This is a genomic window from Arthrobacter sp. StoSoilB13 (genome assembly GCF_019977255.1).
Taxonomy (GTDB): Bacteria; Actinomycetota; Actinomycetes; order Actinomycetales; family Micrococcaceae; genus Arthrobacter.
Window position 1 is genome coordinate 327,398 of the sequence record NZ_AP024648.1, and the last position, 14,028, is coordinate 341,425.

The 14,028-nt window shown below is 62.0% G+C and carries 14 protein-coding genes and 1 pseudogene; 9 read left to right on the top strand and 6 right to left on the bottom strand.

Annotation, left to right across the window (positions count from 1 at the left end; genetic code table 11):
- Positions 1 to 104: 104 nt before the first annotated feature.
- On the bottom strand, positions 105 to 533 hold the full coding sequence (locus LDP01_RS13785) for a phage holin family protein (RefSeq protein ID WP_224093193.1): 429 nt from the start codon (positions 531 to 533) through the stop codon (positions 105 to 107).
- 124 nt (positions 534 to 657) lie between these two features.
- Between LDP01_RS13785 and LDP01_RS13790 the strand changes: the two genes are divergently transcribed.
- The 5 genes from LDP01_RS13790 (at position 658) to LDP01_RS13810 (ending at position 6,505) form a co-directional block, all read left to right on the top strand.
- Positions 658 to 1,776 carry a histidinol-phosphate transaminase gene (locus LDP01_RS13790; protein WP_224093201.1) on the top strand — a complete coding sequence of 373 codons (1,119 nt, stop codon included), beginning with the start codon at positions 658 to 660 and terminating at the stop codon, positions 1,774 to 1,776.
- Between the two features lie 149 nt (positions 1,777 to 1,925).
- On the top strand, positions 1,926 to 3,119 hold the full coding sequence (pdhA, locus tag LDP01_RS13795) for a pyruvate dehydrogenase (acetyl-transferring) E1 component subunit alpha (protein ID WP_224093203.1): 1,194 nt from the start codon (positions 1,926 to 1,928) through the stop codon (positions 3,117 to 3,119).
- Positions 3,119 to 4,099, top strand: coding sequence for an alpha-ketoacid dehydrogenase subunit beta (locus tag LDP01_RS13800; protein ID WP_224093205.1), 981 nt, complete (start codon positions 3,119 to 3,121; stop codon positions 4,097 to 4,099). The genes pdhA and LDP01_RS13800 overlap by 1 nt, the downstream gene beginning before the upstream one ends.
- Positions 4,100 to 4,154: 55 nt before the next feature.
- A complete protein-coding gene (locus tag LDP01_RS13805; protein ID WP_224093206.1) occupies positions 4,155 to 5,771 on the top strand; it encodes a dihydrolipoamide acetyltransferase family protein in 1,617 nt (538 codons plus the stop codon).
- A gap of 137 nt (positions 5,772 to 5,908) precedes the next feature.
- Positions 5,909 to 6,505: a phosphatase PAP2 family protein gene (locus tag LDP01_RS13810; protein WP_224093836.1), complete on the top strand. Its 597-nt coding sequence runs from the start codon at positions 5,909 to 5,911 to the stop codon at positions 6,503 to 6,505.
- 36 nt (positions 6,506 to 6,541) lie between these two features.
- Here LDP01_RS13810 and LDP01_RS13815 read toward each other — a convergent pair whose 3' ends face one another.
- The 3 genes and pseudogenes from LDP01_RS13815 to LDP01_RS13825 form a co-directional block, all read right to left on the bottom strand.
- Positions 6,542 to 6,880 (bottom strand): hypothetical protein, encoded by a 339-nt coding sequence (locus tag LDP01_RS13815; RefSeq protein ID WP_224093208.1) that lies wholly within the window; start codon positions 6,878 to 6,880, stop codon positions 6,542 to 6,544.
- Positions 6,881 to 7,024: 144 nt separating this feature from the next.
- On the bottom strand, positions 7,025 to 7,453 hold the full coding sequence (locus tag LDP01_RS13820) for a universal stress protein (RefSeq protein ID WP_224093230.1): 429 nt from the start codon (positions 7,451 to 7,453) through the stop codon (positions 7,025 to 7,027).
- A pseudogene (locus tag LDP01_RS13825) lies at positions 7,450 to 8,761 on the bottom strand (aminotransferase-like domain-containing protein). Before LDP01_RS13825 ends, LDP01_RS13820 begins: the two are co-directional and overlap by 4 nt.
- 110 nt (positions 8,762 to 8,871) lie before the next feature.
- Here LDP01_RS13825 and LDP01_RS13830 point away from each other — a divergent pair.
- From LDP01_RS13830 to LDP01_RS13840, 3 genes are all read left to right on the top strand, one after another.
- Complete coding sequence (locus LDP01_RS13830; protein WP_224093232.1) at positions 8,872 to 9,720, top strand: isocitrate lyase/PEP mutase family protein; 849 nt, start codon at positions 8,872 to 8,874, stop codon at positions 9,718 to 9,720.
- Between the two features lie 110 nt (positions 9,721 to 9,830).
- Positions 9,831 to 10,898, top strand: coding sequence for a hypothetical protein (locus LDP01_RS13835; protein WP_224093234.1), 1,068 nt, complete (start codon positions 9,831 to 9,833; stop codon positions 10,896 to 10,898).
- Positions 10,879 to 11,418 (top strand): hypothetical protein, encoded by a 540-nt coding sequence (locus LDP01_RS13840; RefSeq protein WP_224093236.1) that lies wholly within the window; start codon positions 10,879 to 10,881, stop codon positions 11,416 to 11,418. Before LDP01_RS13835 ends, LDP01_RS13840 begins: the two co-directional genes overlap by 20 nt.
- 82 nt (positions 11,419 to 11,500) lie before the next feature.
- Here the strand turns inward: LDP01_RS13840 and LDP01_RS13845 are convergent, their stop codons facing one another.
- Together LDP01_RS13845 and LDP01_RS13850 are read right to left on the bottom strand one after the other, a co-directional pair.
- On the bottom strand, positions 11,501 to 12,352 hold the full coding sequence (locus LDP01_RS13845) for a GerMN domain-containing protein (protein WP_224093238.1): 852 nt from the start codon (positions 12,350 to 12,352) through the stop codon (positions 11,501 to 11,503).
- Between the two features lie 193 nt (positions 12,353 to 12,545).
- Entirely contained in the window at positions 12,546 to 13,112 is a 567-nt protein-coding gene (locus LDP01_RS13850) for an NAD(P)H-dependent oxidoreductase (RefSeq protein WP_224093246.1), read from the bottom strand.
- Positions 13,113 to 13,198: 86 nt separating this feature from the next.
- Between LDP01_RS13850 and LDP01_RS13855 the strand changes: the two genes are divergently transcribed.
- Positions 13,199 to 13,804, top strand: coding sequence for a TetR/AcrR family transcriptional regulator (locus LDP01_RS13855; RefSeq protein WP_224093248.1), 606 nt, complete (start codon positions 13,199 to 13,201; stop codon positions 13,802 to 13,804).
- The last annotated feature ends 224 nt before the right edge of the window (positions 13,805 to 14,028 follow it).

The following is a 14,028-nucleotide window of genomic DNA, read 5'->3' on the forward strand; positions in this document are numbered from 1 at the left end:
CGCAATCTTCCAGAGACACGATCCGTGGCCGGGGCGCGGTAAGTCCAGCGCGATGGTGGGTGCAGCCCAAACGGTGCCGGGAGCGCGAGCGACGGGAACTGCTTCTAGCGTTTGCGGGCGCCTGGGATGAGTCCGGCAACCAGGCTGATGATGCTGATGATGATTGAGGCAAGGATGGCTGTCCAGAAGAACGAGTCAATGGTGAGGTGCACAGGCGTAAAGCTGCTCAGCCACGCTGTCAGGTACAGCATTGCCGCATTGATGATGATCGTAAACAGGCCCAGGGTCAGGATCGTCACAGGGAGGGACAGAATCTTCACCAGCGGGCGCACGAACGCGTTGACCACTCCAAAAATCAGGCCGATAAAGAGGTAAGCCAAGACGATGCCTGCTGCATCCGCGCCTTCAGTGATCCCCGCGTTGGCTGCCGCCTTTTCAGTGGCGGAGGAGGATATCTCCAGTCCCTCCAACAGCCAGCTGGCGACCCACAGGGCCAGGCCATTGATCAGGACGCGAACTATGAATGAACCCATGCGCCCATGCTTTCACACTCGTCTGTGGCTCGGCTGGGACATCACTAGGAGAGGGAACTTGAGAAGGACGAAGGTTGGCGGGAGAACACCCAAACGCCGCAGGGGTACAAGTAGGCTTGAATCCATGACTACTACTGACAACGCACCGGAGGGCGTACTCCCTCGACCGGTCGTGGACAGGCTCCCCAAGTACGCGGCTGGTAAACCCCCCGCCGCGATTGAGGGCCTCACCAGCTACAAATTGTCGTCCAATGAAAACCCGCTGCCTCCGATCCCTGCAGTGTTGCAGGCCATCGCAGACCAGACTGACATCAACCGATACCCAGACCCCCTGGCAACCAAATTGCGCAATGCTTTGGCTGGTTTCCTGGACGTCCCCGCTGACGACGTCGTCACCGGTGCAGGAAGCCTCGGCGCACTCAACCAGATTCTTGCCACTTTTGCGGGCCAGAATGATGACGGCAAGTCGGACGAGGTGATCTACGCCTGGCGCTCCTTCGAGGCTTACCCCATTTGTGTGGGCCTTGCCGGGGCGGCCAGCGTGCAGATCCCGTTGCTTCCGGATGGCCGTCACGATCTCGAAACCATGGCCTCAGCGGTGACGGTGCGTACCAAGGTGATCTTGCTCTGCACCCCGAACAATCCCACGGGACCCATCCTCACGGCTGAGGAAACGGAGCGTTTCATCCAGTCGGTGCCACCCAACGTGGTGGTGGTCATCGATGAGGCGTACCAGGAATTCGTCCGCGACCAGGCTGCTGTAGACGGGATCAAGCTCTACCGGAAATACCCCAATGTCGTAGTGCTGAGGACTTTCTCCAAAGCCCACGGGCTGGCGGGTCTGCGCGTGGGCTACAGCGTTTCCGGCCCGCAGCTCACCCAGCACCTTCGCGTCACGGCTACACCTTTCGCCGTTTCGCAAATTGCAGAGCGCGCCGCGATTACATCCCTTGACAATTTCGACCAGGTTGTCGAAAGGGTACAAAGCCTGGTGGACGAGAGAGACCGCGTCACTTCGGGTCTTCGCGATCTCGGATGGTTCGTGCCGGAAGCCCAAGGGAACTTCGTTTGGTTGAACCTGGGTGCGAACAGTGGCGAGTTTGCGGCGTTGGCAGCCGAGCAGGCCTTGTCTGTCCGGGCCTTCGGAAATGAGGGAGTGCGGGTCAGTATCGGCGAAGTGGAAGCCAATACGCGGTTCCTGAAACTCTGTGCAGGTTATACAAAGGCTCCGCACAGTTCCTAGCGGTTAACAAATGCGCCTACGCTACTTACTGCCGATAAAGTAAGGACGAAAGCCAAAATATATGCCCATTCCGGAATGCATTCCGGAATGGGCATATATCCCAGCGACAGACATTGCCCGGCACTAGCTGCGGCAAGCAAGGAGACGGAATGGGCTCGACACAACTGCCCCCCGGGACCGATGAAACTCTGGCGGCAACCTCAGCGGCTGTAGCTGCCTCGGGTGAACCCGTAGAGATGGTCCAGTTGCTCGGCCCTGACGGAAAGCTAGGCACCGATCCCGTCTTCTCTGACTATGCCAAGCGGATAGACCCCGAAAAGCTCCGCGTCTTTTATGCCGACATGGCCAGAATCCGCCGGTTTGACCAGGAAGCCACTGCTCTGCAGCGCCAAGGCGAACTCGCACTGTGGGTGCCCCTGACCGGTCAGGAGGCCGCCCAGATAGGCTCGGCCCACGCCAGCCAGCCGCAGGACTACATTTTCCCCACTTATCGTGAACACGGTGTCGCACTGGTGCGAAACGTGGACCTGGCTGAATTGTTGAAGCAATTCCGCGGAGTCTCCAACGGAGGCTGGGACCCGCGGGGGAACAACTTCCACCTCTACACCCTGGTCCTGGCCGCCCAAACGCTTCACGCCGTGGGCTACGCCATGGGCATCCAGCGGGACCAGAAGCTCGCGGTTGCCGGTGATTCCAATGATCCCAAGGCTGCGGTGATTGCCTACTTCGGTGACGGCGCCAGCTCCGAAGGCGACGTCCACGAATCGATGGTTTTCGCAGCCTCCTACGATGCCCCGGTTGTCTTCTTCTGCCAGAACAATCACTGGGCCATCTCCGTGCCTACCGAAGTCCAGACCAAGGTCCCGTTGGCCAACCGCGCCAAGGGCTACGGTTTCCCGGGAATCCGTGTGGACGGAAACGACGTCATTGCCGTCCACGCCGTCACTGAATGGGCCCTTGAGCATGCCCGTGAAGGCAGGGGCCCGGTGCTCATCGAGGCTTACACCTACCGGGTTGGCGCACACACCACAGCGGACGACCCCACCAAGTACCGCGAACTGGCCGAAGAAGCCGCGTGGCGTGAGAAGGATCCGCTGGAGCGTTTGGAGAAATACCTGCGGACTGAGGGGCTCGCCGATGAGGCCTTCTTCGAACAGGTGCAGGCCGACGGCGATGAGCTGGCCAAGTATGTCCGCAGCACTACGCATGGCCTTGAGGTGCCGGACATCCGGGATTCCTTCGCCAACGTCTACGCCGAAGCACACCCGCTGATTGCGGAGGAACAGGCGTGGTTCGAAGAATATTCGGCAGGCTTCGAAGCCGACCAGGAGGCAGCTAACTGATGGCAACAATGACCATTGCAAAGGCCATCAACGAAGGTCTCCGCGCATCGCTGAAGAGCAACCCCAAGTCCCTCTTGATGGGCGAGGACATCGGGCACCTTGGTGGTGTTTACCGGGTGACCGACGGCCTGATCAAGGAATTCGGGGCGGACCGGGTCGTCGATAGCCCGCTGGCTGAGTCCGGCATTGTTGGTACCGCTATTGGGCTCGCTTTGCGTGGCTACCTTCCGGTGTGCGAGATCCAGTTTGATGGCTTCGTCTATCCGGCTTTCAACCAGATCACCACGCAGTTGGCCAAGATCCATGCCCGCAGCCATGGCCGCCTGACTGTTCCTGTGGTTATTCGGATCCCGTACGGTGGCGGCATCGGTTCCATCGAGCATCACTCCGAATCCCCGGAAGCGTTGTTCGCCCACACCGCTGGCCTCCGTATCATTTCGCCGTCCAACGCGCACGATGCTTATTGGATGATCCAGAAGGCCATTGAGTGCCAGGACCCCGTGATCTTCTTCGAGCCTAAGCGCCGCTACTGGCTCAAGGGCGAGGTGGATGTTGAGAATGCCGGTCTCTCAGAAGACCCGTTCAAAGCGCACGTGGTCCGCGAAGGGACGGACGCCACGATTGTGGCTTACGGGCCGTTGGTTCCGGTTGCCCTCGCTGCAGCAAACGCCGCAATTGAGGATGGACGCAGCATCGAGGTCATCGACCTCCGTTCCATCTCGCCTGTGGATTTCGACACCGTTGAGGCGTCGGTCAAGAAGACCGGCCGGCTGATCGTCGCCCACGAAGCACCCACGTTCGGTGGCATCGGCGGAGAAATCGCCGCCCGGATCAGCGAACGGGCGTTCCTGCACCTTGAAGCCCCTGTGATCCGCGTTGGCGGTTTCCACATGCCGTATCCCGTGGCCAAGGTTGAAGAGGACTACTTGCCGGATATCGACAAGATCCTCGAAGCGCTCGACCGCTCCCTGGCTTACTAAACCGCCCTGATCCAGTCCGGCTCCACAGCCGGGCAGACGGAAATCGAGGACCACCGTGACTGTAAAGAAATTCAACCTGCCGGACGTCGGCGAAGGCCTGACCGAGGCCGAGGTAGTGGCTTGGAAAGTCAAGCCCGGCGACACCGTTGCAATCAACGACGTCCTGTGCGAGATCGAGACAGCGAAATCGCTCGTTGAGCTCCCTTCGCCCTTCGCCGGAACGGTCACCGAGCTGTTGGTCGAGGAAGGCATCACAGTGGAGGTCGGCACGGCAATCATCGCCGTTTCGGACAACCAGCCCGGGGACGCAGGACCGGTGACCCAGGCTCCGGCGTCGGCTCCCGCGGCCGATACCCCTCTCTACGGCAAGCTTCCCGCTGATACCGACAACGGCGAAAACGGCCCGGCAGGCGGACCGCTGGTGGGTTCCGGCCCCAAGGCCGACGCCGTGAAGCGCCGTGCGCGCAAGCGGCCAGCCGGTGCTGGCGAGGCAACTACGGTCGCCGAAAACGCCGAAGGTACAGTCCAGGACCACCAAGCGGTTCTGGCTGCCCAAGCAGCCCAGGCGCCGGTGCCTCATCGCCCGACGTCGGCACGTGCCGCCGTCGCGCCGGTCACCCAACCGCAGGTCACCCAAGCGCCCGCTACCCAAGCGCCTGCCACCCAAGCGCCGGAAGTCACGACGTCGGAAGGCACGGCGCCGGGAGCGTCAACGGCCCAGACCGCCGCATCACGCGGTGCCGCCATCAGCGGCACCATCAGCGGGCTCGTCAACAAAGTCCTGGCGAAGCCGCCGGTGCGCAAGTTCGCCCGTGATCTCGGCATTGACCTTGCCGACGTCGTAGCCACGGGACAGCGCGGCGAGGTGACCCGCGAGGACCTGGTCAGCTATCAGGCGCAGCGTGACGCTGAGCTGGATCAGGCGGAGTCTTTCTGGGGTGCTTCCAAGAAGCCGCAGGACCAGAGGATCGAGCGCGTACCCGTTAAGGGTGTGCGTAAGGCGACCGCCAAGGCCATGGTGGAGTCCGCGTTCACGGCACCGCACGTCAGCATCTTTGTTGACGTCGATGCGAGCCGGACCATGGAGTTCGTCAAACGGCTCAAGGTTTCGCGGGACTTCGAGGGAATCAAGGTATCCCCGCTGCTTATTTTGGCCAAGGCAGTCATTTGGGCGGCCGCGCGGAACCCCAGTGTCAACGCCACGTGGGTGGAGAACGCTGATGGCAACGGCGGTGCGGAGATCCAGATCAAGCACTTCATGAACCTGGGCATTGCAGCTGCAACACCGCGTGGCTTGATGGTGCCCAATATCAAAGACGCACAGGACCTCTCCCTCAAGGAGCTGGCCCTCGCCCTGAACGATCTCGCCACCAAGGCCCGGGCGGGCAAGACGCAGCCCGCCGAGATGCAGGGCGGCAGCCTGACCATCACCAACATCGGTGCGCTTGGCATTGATACGGGTACGCCCATCATCAACCCGGGCGAGGTTGCCATCATTGCGTTTGGAACCATCAAGCAGAAGCCGTGGGTTTTGGACGGGGAAGTGATTCCGCGGTGGATCACCACGCTGGGTGGCTCCTTTGACCACCGGGTGGTGGACGGCGACCTCTCGGCCCGCTTCATGGCCGATGTGGCTGCCATCCTTGAAGAACCGGCCCTATTGCTTGACTGATCGGGGTTGCTTGACTGATCGGGGTTGCTTGACTGATCGGGGTTGCTTTGACTGATCGCCCGGCCGCAAACACGGCGGCTTCAGGGTCGAACACCGCTGTGGCTTCTGGCAACTCTGGTCATGTGCCTGTCCGGTTGCTGTCAGGACCCTGGCGCGTTGTTGCCCGGGTCCTGACGGAAGCCTTCCAGCCGCCCATCGTAGTGACGGCTCTCCTGTTGATCAGTCCGGCTATCGAACCCGGCTTTCCCGAGACCATGGGTTTTGGGCTGCTGGGAGCTCTCTTCGTCTGTGTCCTGCCGTTGGCGTACGTGCTGGTGATGGTCAGGCTGGGCAGAATCACCGATCATCATGTCAGCGACCGCCGGCAGCGGCCCCCGTTGCTGTTGCTTGCCTTGATTTCGGTGCTGGTGGGCGTGGGGGTGCTCCAGCTGATCGGGGGTCCGACGAGCGTTTCAGTGATGATCATTGCGCTGCTCGGAGGCATTGCCGTTCTGGCGGTGGTGAGTGCTTTTTGGAAGATGAGTGGACACGCTTCGGCCATCGCAGCCGCTGCCGTCATTACCGTTTTGATGTTTGGGCCTGCTTGGCTGCCCGTGTTGGTGATTGTTCCGGCCGTGGGGTGGTCGCGGGTGGTGCTTCGCGCCCATACGCTCGGTCAAGTCGTCGCCGGGTCTTTGTTCGGCGGTACCGTCATCGCGGGTTTGTGGTGGCTCCTGCGGGAGTGGATGCTCTGAGGCCAGGCCAGCACCTGCTGTAAGGGCGGCCCCGCTTTAGAACGCGGGGTAGTTGACCAGCAATGCCTGAAGTTCCGTGGTGGACATGTGGTTTGCCATCTCCACGCTGATGCCCATAGCCATGGCTGCGAAGGTGATCATTGCGACGCAGGCAAGGGAGAGGAACCGCCAGTCCTTGCGCATGATGCTGGTGAGAGTTTCCGGCATGTTCAGGCTGGGGGAAATCATGTTGGGGGCGCTGTCCCAGGAGCCGTCGTCGAGCATCGCGATGATGCGGTCATTCGCGCGGTCAAAACGCATCGTGCTGATGCTGTTGCCGTGGCGGGCAAGCAGGATGTCGTGTCCAACGCGCTGGCGCGGCTGCAAAGTAAGCAAGTGAAGTCCCCTGAAGTCAGTTGATGGAGGATGGCTCACGCCATTGGGGGCATCTCAATTTTATAACGATGACTTCGGGGGACAGGCCAAAATCACGCCAAAAGCCGGGTGAGGCTCCCCACCCGGCGGCGTGATTCAGGTCGCTTACGGTTGGCCGGTCTTGGCGATGTAGACATCGCAGGGGGCATTGTGGGCCACCGTGTTGGCTACGCTGCCAAGGACACGACCAAGGCCTTGCATGCGCCGGTTGCCCACCACGATCAACCGCGCTTCGAGCATTTCTGCTTCTTTGACCAAGGCTTCGCCGGGCTTGCCGCGGGCAGCCGAGTACGTTACCTCGAGGCGCTCATCAGCCAGGCGCTCCGCCACTGTGCGGGCGACGGCTTCGGCTTCCGCAGCGTCTGACACGATCCATTTATCGGTCCCGATCTCAACTACCTCGGTCTTGTTGCTATCAAATGCGCTCACCACGCGAAGACTGGCGCCAATCCCGATGGCCAGTTGCTGGGCAGCCTTGGCCGCCCTCATCGCCGTCTCGCTACCGTCTACTCCTACAATGACAACCCCGGTCATAGTGCTGCTCCTTCAGTGGTGGCTTTGATGGCCTCTGCGAGAACAGGGGCCAGACGACGTACGCCTTCGGCAATCGTATCCGGCGGTACAGCACTGAACGCCAGACGAAGCTTGTTGGACGGGCCATCTGCCGGCGAGAACGCTGCGCCGGGTATGAAGACAACCCCCGCATCGATGGCCTTCTTCAACAAAGGGTAGGTGTCCACGTTTTGGGGCAACGTGACCCAGACGAAGAATCCACCATCGGGACGTGTCCACGAGAGCCCCGCTGGCATGTATTCGTCCAGGGCGCTGAGAAGGGCTTTGCAGCGTTCCGCATACAGGCCGCGGTAGGTTTCGATTTGCCCCCGCCAGTCGTAGTCACGCAAATATGCGGAGACAAGCATTTGGTTCAGGGGCGGCGGGCAAAGCGTGACTGCTTCGGAGGCCAGGTAGAACCGACGCTGCAGGTGTGCGGGCACCAAGGCCCAGCCAATGCGGAGACCCGGCGCGAAGATCTTGGAGAAGGACCCCAGATAGATGACGTCATCGGGATTTGCAGCCCGCATCGGTGCGATCGGGTGGCCGTCAAACCGCAGCAGGCCGTAGGGGTTGTCCTCCAGCACGATGATATTCGCCTTGCGGCATATATCTACGATCCTCTGCCTGCGCGACTCTGCCAGGGTGATGCCCGAGGGATTGTTGAAGTTGGGGATCGTATAGAGGAACTTGATGCTCTTGCCTTCTGCCTGGAGCGCGGCGATCCTGGCCTCAAGCAACTCAGGTACCAACCCGTCGTCGTCCATTTCGACTGGCTCCACCTGCACCTGGTAGGCCTCGAACGTATTCAGGGCCCCGACGTAAGTGGGGTTTTCGACGAGGACCACGTCGCCGGGATTGCAGAAGACCTTGGTCGCCACATCCTGCGCTGACTGGGAACCTGCTGTAATCACGATGTTTTCAGGCTGGGCGTCCATGATGCCTTCTGCGGCCATGATCGCGCAGACTTGCTGGCGCAGTTCAGCTGTCCCTTGGCCACCGCCGTATTGCAGGGCGGTCATCCCGTCTTCGGCGATGATCCTGGCGGCGGTCTGGCCAAGCTTTTCCAGCGGCAGCGACTGCAGGTATGGGTTGCCGCCTGCGAGCGAGACAAGGCCGGGCCGCATGGAGATATCGAAGACGTCGCGGACAGCGGACTGCTTGATGTTGGCGGCCCGCGCGGAGAACAGTTCCTCGTGCGGGTGGGCGGCGGCCGTGGCGGCCCCGCTCAATGGCGTCGATGGCTTCAGCGGGCAGCTTGGTGCCGGCATCCAATGTTTCGTGGGTCACAGTGACAGGATACTCCTGAAGGTTGCTAATGAGGCAACATATGTTTTCAAGAACGCGCCGGTTTGCCTGGTTTCCTTTACGCCGGGAACGGTAGGGGCTGGAATGTAGCTATGACACTGCACCGGGGATCCGTGACCAAAGCCGAACTCTTCCACAAGCTTCACGACGCCGGACCCATGCCGCTGGTCCTGGTGAACGTTTGGGACGCGGCTTCCGCCCGCGTGGTGCAGGAGGCTGGTGCGACGGCGATAGCTACCTCAAGCTCGGCAGTTTCCTGGAGCCTGGGCTTCCGGGACGGGGACCACGTGCCTTGGGGACTGGCGATGGCGGCGCTTGGGCGGGTGGTAGGGGCAACCAAACTGCCGGTAACTGCCGACATCGAAACTGGATACGGGCGCACGGACGATGAACTTCGGGCCACCGTGCACGGAGTGCTGGATGCCGGTGCGATCGGCATCAACATCGAGGACTCGGCTGCGGAGCCACTGACGGACATCAAAGAACAATCGCGGCGTATCGCCTTGATCCGTGCCGTGGCGGACGAGCGTGGAATCCCGTTGTTCATCAATGCCCGAACCGACACATACCTCTCCGGACAATATTCGGACAACGCTTACGACGAGACCTTGCGCCGTGCTGAGTCCTACCTCACGGCGGGTGCGGACGGCATCTTCGTTCCCGGGGTCGTGGACCTTCACGTCCTGCACGAACTCTCCAGCAAGATCCCCGCGCCCCTTAATGCCCTTGCGGGAGTAGGTGCGCCTTCGCCACTCGAACTTCACGACGCCGGCATACGGCGCGTCAGCATCGGCGGCAATACGGCTAAAGCTGCCTACGCAAAAGTCGCACGGGTGGCGAAGGAAATTCTGGGCGACGGTAACTGGGCAGGATTGGCAGGCACCCGCAGCCACGACGAGATGGATGCGCTCTTCGCCCAAGGGCCCAAATACAGGCCGTAAGCAGCGCGGTTTGGGCAGATGAAAGCGCACGACGTCGGAACCCGGCTTTAATGTCTGACCCCGCCATTAGCTTGGAATCAGTAGCAAAGACCGCAGGCAGGGGAGGGCGGATGGCAAGACGCAGTGTGCAGTTCTGGCGCATTGACCAACTGAATGGCGAGGATCTGCGCGCTCCGTTTCCGGCGCGCCGCGTTGCGGAGGTACTCAAGAAGGCCCAGGAAGCTGGGACGGACCGGCATTTCATCGGCATGGACGGCACGGTGTTGGTTGCCCAGACCGCATCTTTCTCACCGCATCCGGTAATCCTCCTGGATCGGGTCCGCGATACGAACCTGCCCAGCGTTGGGGATGCGCTTGGACGCCGCAAGCCCCTCCCCTTGGAGCCGGGTGACCATCTTCTGGAAACCACCTACTTTGCCTTCCTGAAGCGGAACGTCATCGCCGTGTTGACCAGTGGCAACGGCCCCCGGGCTTCCAGGATGGGGGAGTACCTCGAAGGCATGCTGGGGCTTGAACCCGGACTGGTCCCGGTGGTCCGTGAGGATATTGAGGAGATCCTTACCAGGCTTGAGGTGAGTCGCTTCGAGTTCGCGCTTCCTGCTGAACGCCTCTCCGGAAAGTTGATGGAGGGTGAATGGGCTGACGTTCTGGAGAGTGCCTCGCGCCTGATGACTGAGGGAACCTTCCGGATTTCCCTCACTGTGGGCCGTTCGGGAGGGGCCGGGGACAAGCAACGGATCCGGGAACGCATCCAGCAGCTCATTGACCTCTTCCGCAGGGCGGGATCCGTAGAGCACTTCGACTACGTCGTGGCCGAGGGCAAGGACTCCCTGACCGGTGACCGCGAGGTGGTTGACCTGCTGAAAGAGCGTTTCATCTCCCACGTCGAAGTGGACCCCGATGTGTTCAACGATCCCCGGAAGTCCGCTGCCGAGGCAGTCGCAATCCTGAACAAACAGGCCAGGGATAACGAAGCATTCTTCGCCCTCACGCTGCCGGAAATCAGAGGCTCAGCAGACTCGGTCCCTGTGCCGGACATCGTCGCAGGTGGAATGGCGGCAGTGCGGGAAGCTCTGGCAGCGTCCACAAAGGAGGAAGCCGCCAAGGCAAAGCCCGGGGATGTTAAACCAGCGGGGGGATCAGAAGGCAGCGCGGATCATGAGCTTGTACGAGGTTGACGTAGAGCACGCCGGGCGCCGCCGGACGGTGTGGAGGTGGTTTCTGCTCCATCCGCCGGCAGACTATGCGTGGGCGGTAGTGGCTGTGCTGATGGGGCTTGGCTTGGCCCGGCTTTTGGAGCAGCCCTTGATGCTGGAGGGCGTCGATCCAGGTGCCCGTCGAACCCTGTTCCAAACCCTCGCTACGTTGGCTGGTGCTACCGCTGGCCTCACGCTCACCAGCGTCTCCATGCTGATCAACGTGCTCGGCAAAAAGGCGGCGCCCGGGCAGCGTGAGCTTCCCCTGGAGAAGCTCACCGCCTTGCATCGTCGCCAAATCGGAGAAGTGTTCCTGTTCGCCATCCCGGGGCTTGGCCTGCTGGTGGTGGCTGCCCTCGTCACCGTGGTGCTGGAGGGCGATGGGCCCAGGGGCCTCTGGATCCCGGAGGCGGTTGTCTTCGTTCTCGCCTTCGCGTCCGTGCTTGCGCTGCTCCGCGTGGCGTGGGCGCTCCGGCGGGTGCTGGCCATCGCAACGGCTTGAGAGGCTGCGGCCCCAGGCCTTAACAAATCCGGACGGTCCGCGCGCACAAAGCGCACTAACCCCACTGACTGCAGTAACCGCACTAACGCAGGCTCAGCGCCTCAGCCAAAGTCTTGCCATTGATGTAGATTTCGGCCCGGGATGCTCCGCTGGCGGAGACGATGGTGTGGGTCAACTGGGCTTCAATGCGCGGGATGTCGCAGACTCCTCCGGGGCGCAACGTTCCACTCAAATTCACCACCACGGTTGCTCCGCTGACGTATCCCGACGCGAAGTGCAAGGAGGAATTAGCCAGCGAATCGTAGAGGCCCGCCCCAGTGTCCAGGGGCATGCCGGCTTCCAGCAGGCGGCTCAGGGCCAGCGTCAAAGGGTCGCCGGGCGCCAGGGCGCCCCGGACAGGCACCAGACTGTCGTTGCATCCGAAGCGGACACCTCTTGAGCCCCCGTCGTCAACGGCAACGTAGTAGACAGCCGGCCCCAAATTCAGGTCCTGGGGTACGGTCGCAGCCCGGGCGACGGGAGCAACAGCCGTCGGTGAAGGGCTCGGCGTAGCGACGGGTACAGGCTCGACGGCGTCACCTTGCTTGGGCGTTTCGGTCGCCCCAATGCCAGGGGTACCCGTGCCGGAATTGCCGGAACTGCCGGAACTGCCCCCGCCCCCAGGGCCCGAAGTGCTGGAAGGTTCGGCTGTCGAATCACGGTCCGCAGTGCCCCCGGTCGTCGTGGACGGCAGAGACGGAGCGCCGGAGGCCCCATCCGCGGCAGCATTGCCATCACGCGCCGGACTCGAGGGGCCCGCCACGGGAACAGGCGAACCAGCCTCGGGCGATGGCAAACGACCCGGGTCCGAAGTGCAGCCGGCCAGCAGCAGACCCAGCACGAGGCAGGCAGCCGGGATCGCCGTCGTACTTGTTGGCCTCCGCCCGGCACGCATGACAGCCCCACGCTCCTGTCCGTCCACCTGTAGTTCAACGTTAGGCCCGTGTGACTTGGAGCAAAATGCCGCTACGGTGACGGTTCGGACAAGAGTTGATCACGCTGCGTCCCGTAGACACGGAAAACGCAAATGCCCCCGCTCCGTCCTGCAAATTCGCAGGCACGGAGCGGGGGCAAGGAAAGCGGTAAGGCTAGGCTGCGGCTTCTTCTTCCTGAACGGCAGTCAGGGGCTCGAAGATAGCCTTGATCTGCTCGACAACCTCGGCGTCGTCCTTCGGGTGGAGTTCAGCGAAGCGGATCATGGAACCCGGGACGGCCAGCTTGACGTCGTCAAGGACCTTGGCGCCGGCGATCCCGACAGCCTTGCGGGCCTCGTCCTGTGCCCAGACTCCGCCGAACTGGCCGAAAGCGGTTCCGACGACGGCGGTCGGCTTGCCGCTGAGTGCGCCGGCGCCGTAGGGGCGGGACAGCCAGTCAATGGCGTTCTTCAGCGATGCGGGCATGGTGCCGTTGTGCTCGGGGGTGACGAGGAGAAGGGTGTCGGCGTTTGCTGCAGCGGCGCGCAGGGCCGCAGCTTCGGCGGGAACCTGGCCTTCGACGTCGATGTCCTCGTTGTAGAACGGGATGGTGCCCAGGGAATCGTGGATCTGGACTTCGACGTTCTCCGGTGCGTTCAGCTGGATGGCTTCGGCGAGCTTCTTGTTGTGGGAATCAGCGCGGAGGCTGCCGACGAGGGTAAGAACGGTGCTCTTTGACATGGTGTCTCCTTTGTAAGTGTTGGGACCTTCACTGATACTAAACGGACTGCGGTCCGGTTTCTATTCCCGGGTCTAGAATGTTTCTTGTGAGCTCGATCCCAATCCAGCCGGACGTGCCCCTTGGTCCGCCGCATGAGCGCAGCGATGCCGCCCGGAATCGCGAGCGGTTGCTCTGCGCTGCCCGCGAGCTGGTTGACGAGTTCGGAGTAGAAGCGCTCACCATGGACGCGCTCGCCTGCAAGGCCAAAGTAGGCAAGGGGACCGTGTTCCGCCGCTTTGGTAGCCGGGCCGGCCTGATGATGACCCTTCTGAGTGACTCTGAATCTGAATTCCAGCGCGGCTTCATGTTTGGTCCGCCACCACTGGGCCCGGGCGCGACGCCGAGCGAGCGCCTGGTGGCCTTCGGTGAGGGCCGTATCTACTTCGTCCTGGAAAACGGGGAGCTCCTCAAAGCGGCCGCAACCAATGCCCGCAATCGCTTTGACGTGCCGGCCACCGTCCTTGCCCACCGACATGTAGAGGTCCTGCTGCGGGAGGCCGGCATCACGGATCCGTGGGTCATGGCAATGTCGCTGCTTTCCGCGCTGGATCCGGAACGAATCGTCAACGACGTGAGGGTTCACGGCATCTCGCCGAAGAGGCTCACGGACTCCTGGCGCGAACTCGTCACGCGCCTCATGCGATCTTCCTAGCCCACCTACGAGAGTAGGCCGTAAGCGCCACAGTGCCGCGGACGTTGGGATCGTGACGCGAATACAGATAACAATCTGGCTGCAGGCTTGAAACGGGGCCTCTTTGAGCGAAACGTGAAGCAGTTATTGTGGTAGTTTCCTCTTGAATGTGACCCATGCCATAAAAGGGCGGTGTTCACGTGGAGGGGTCTGGGGGGCCATCACCCTTCATGCCAATTCGTAGC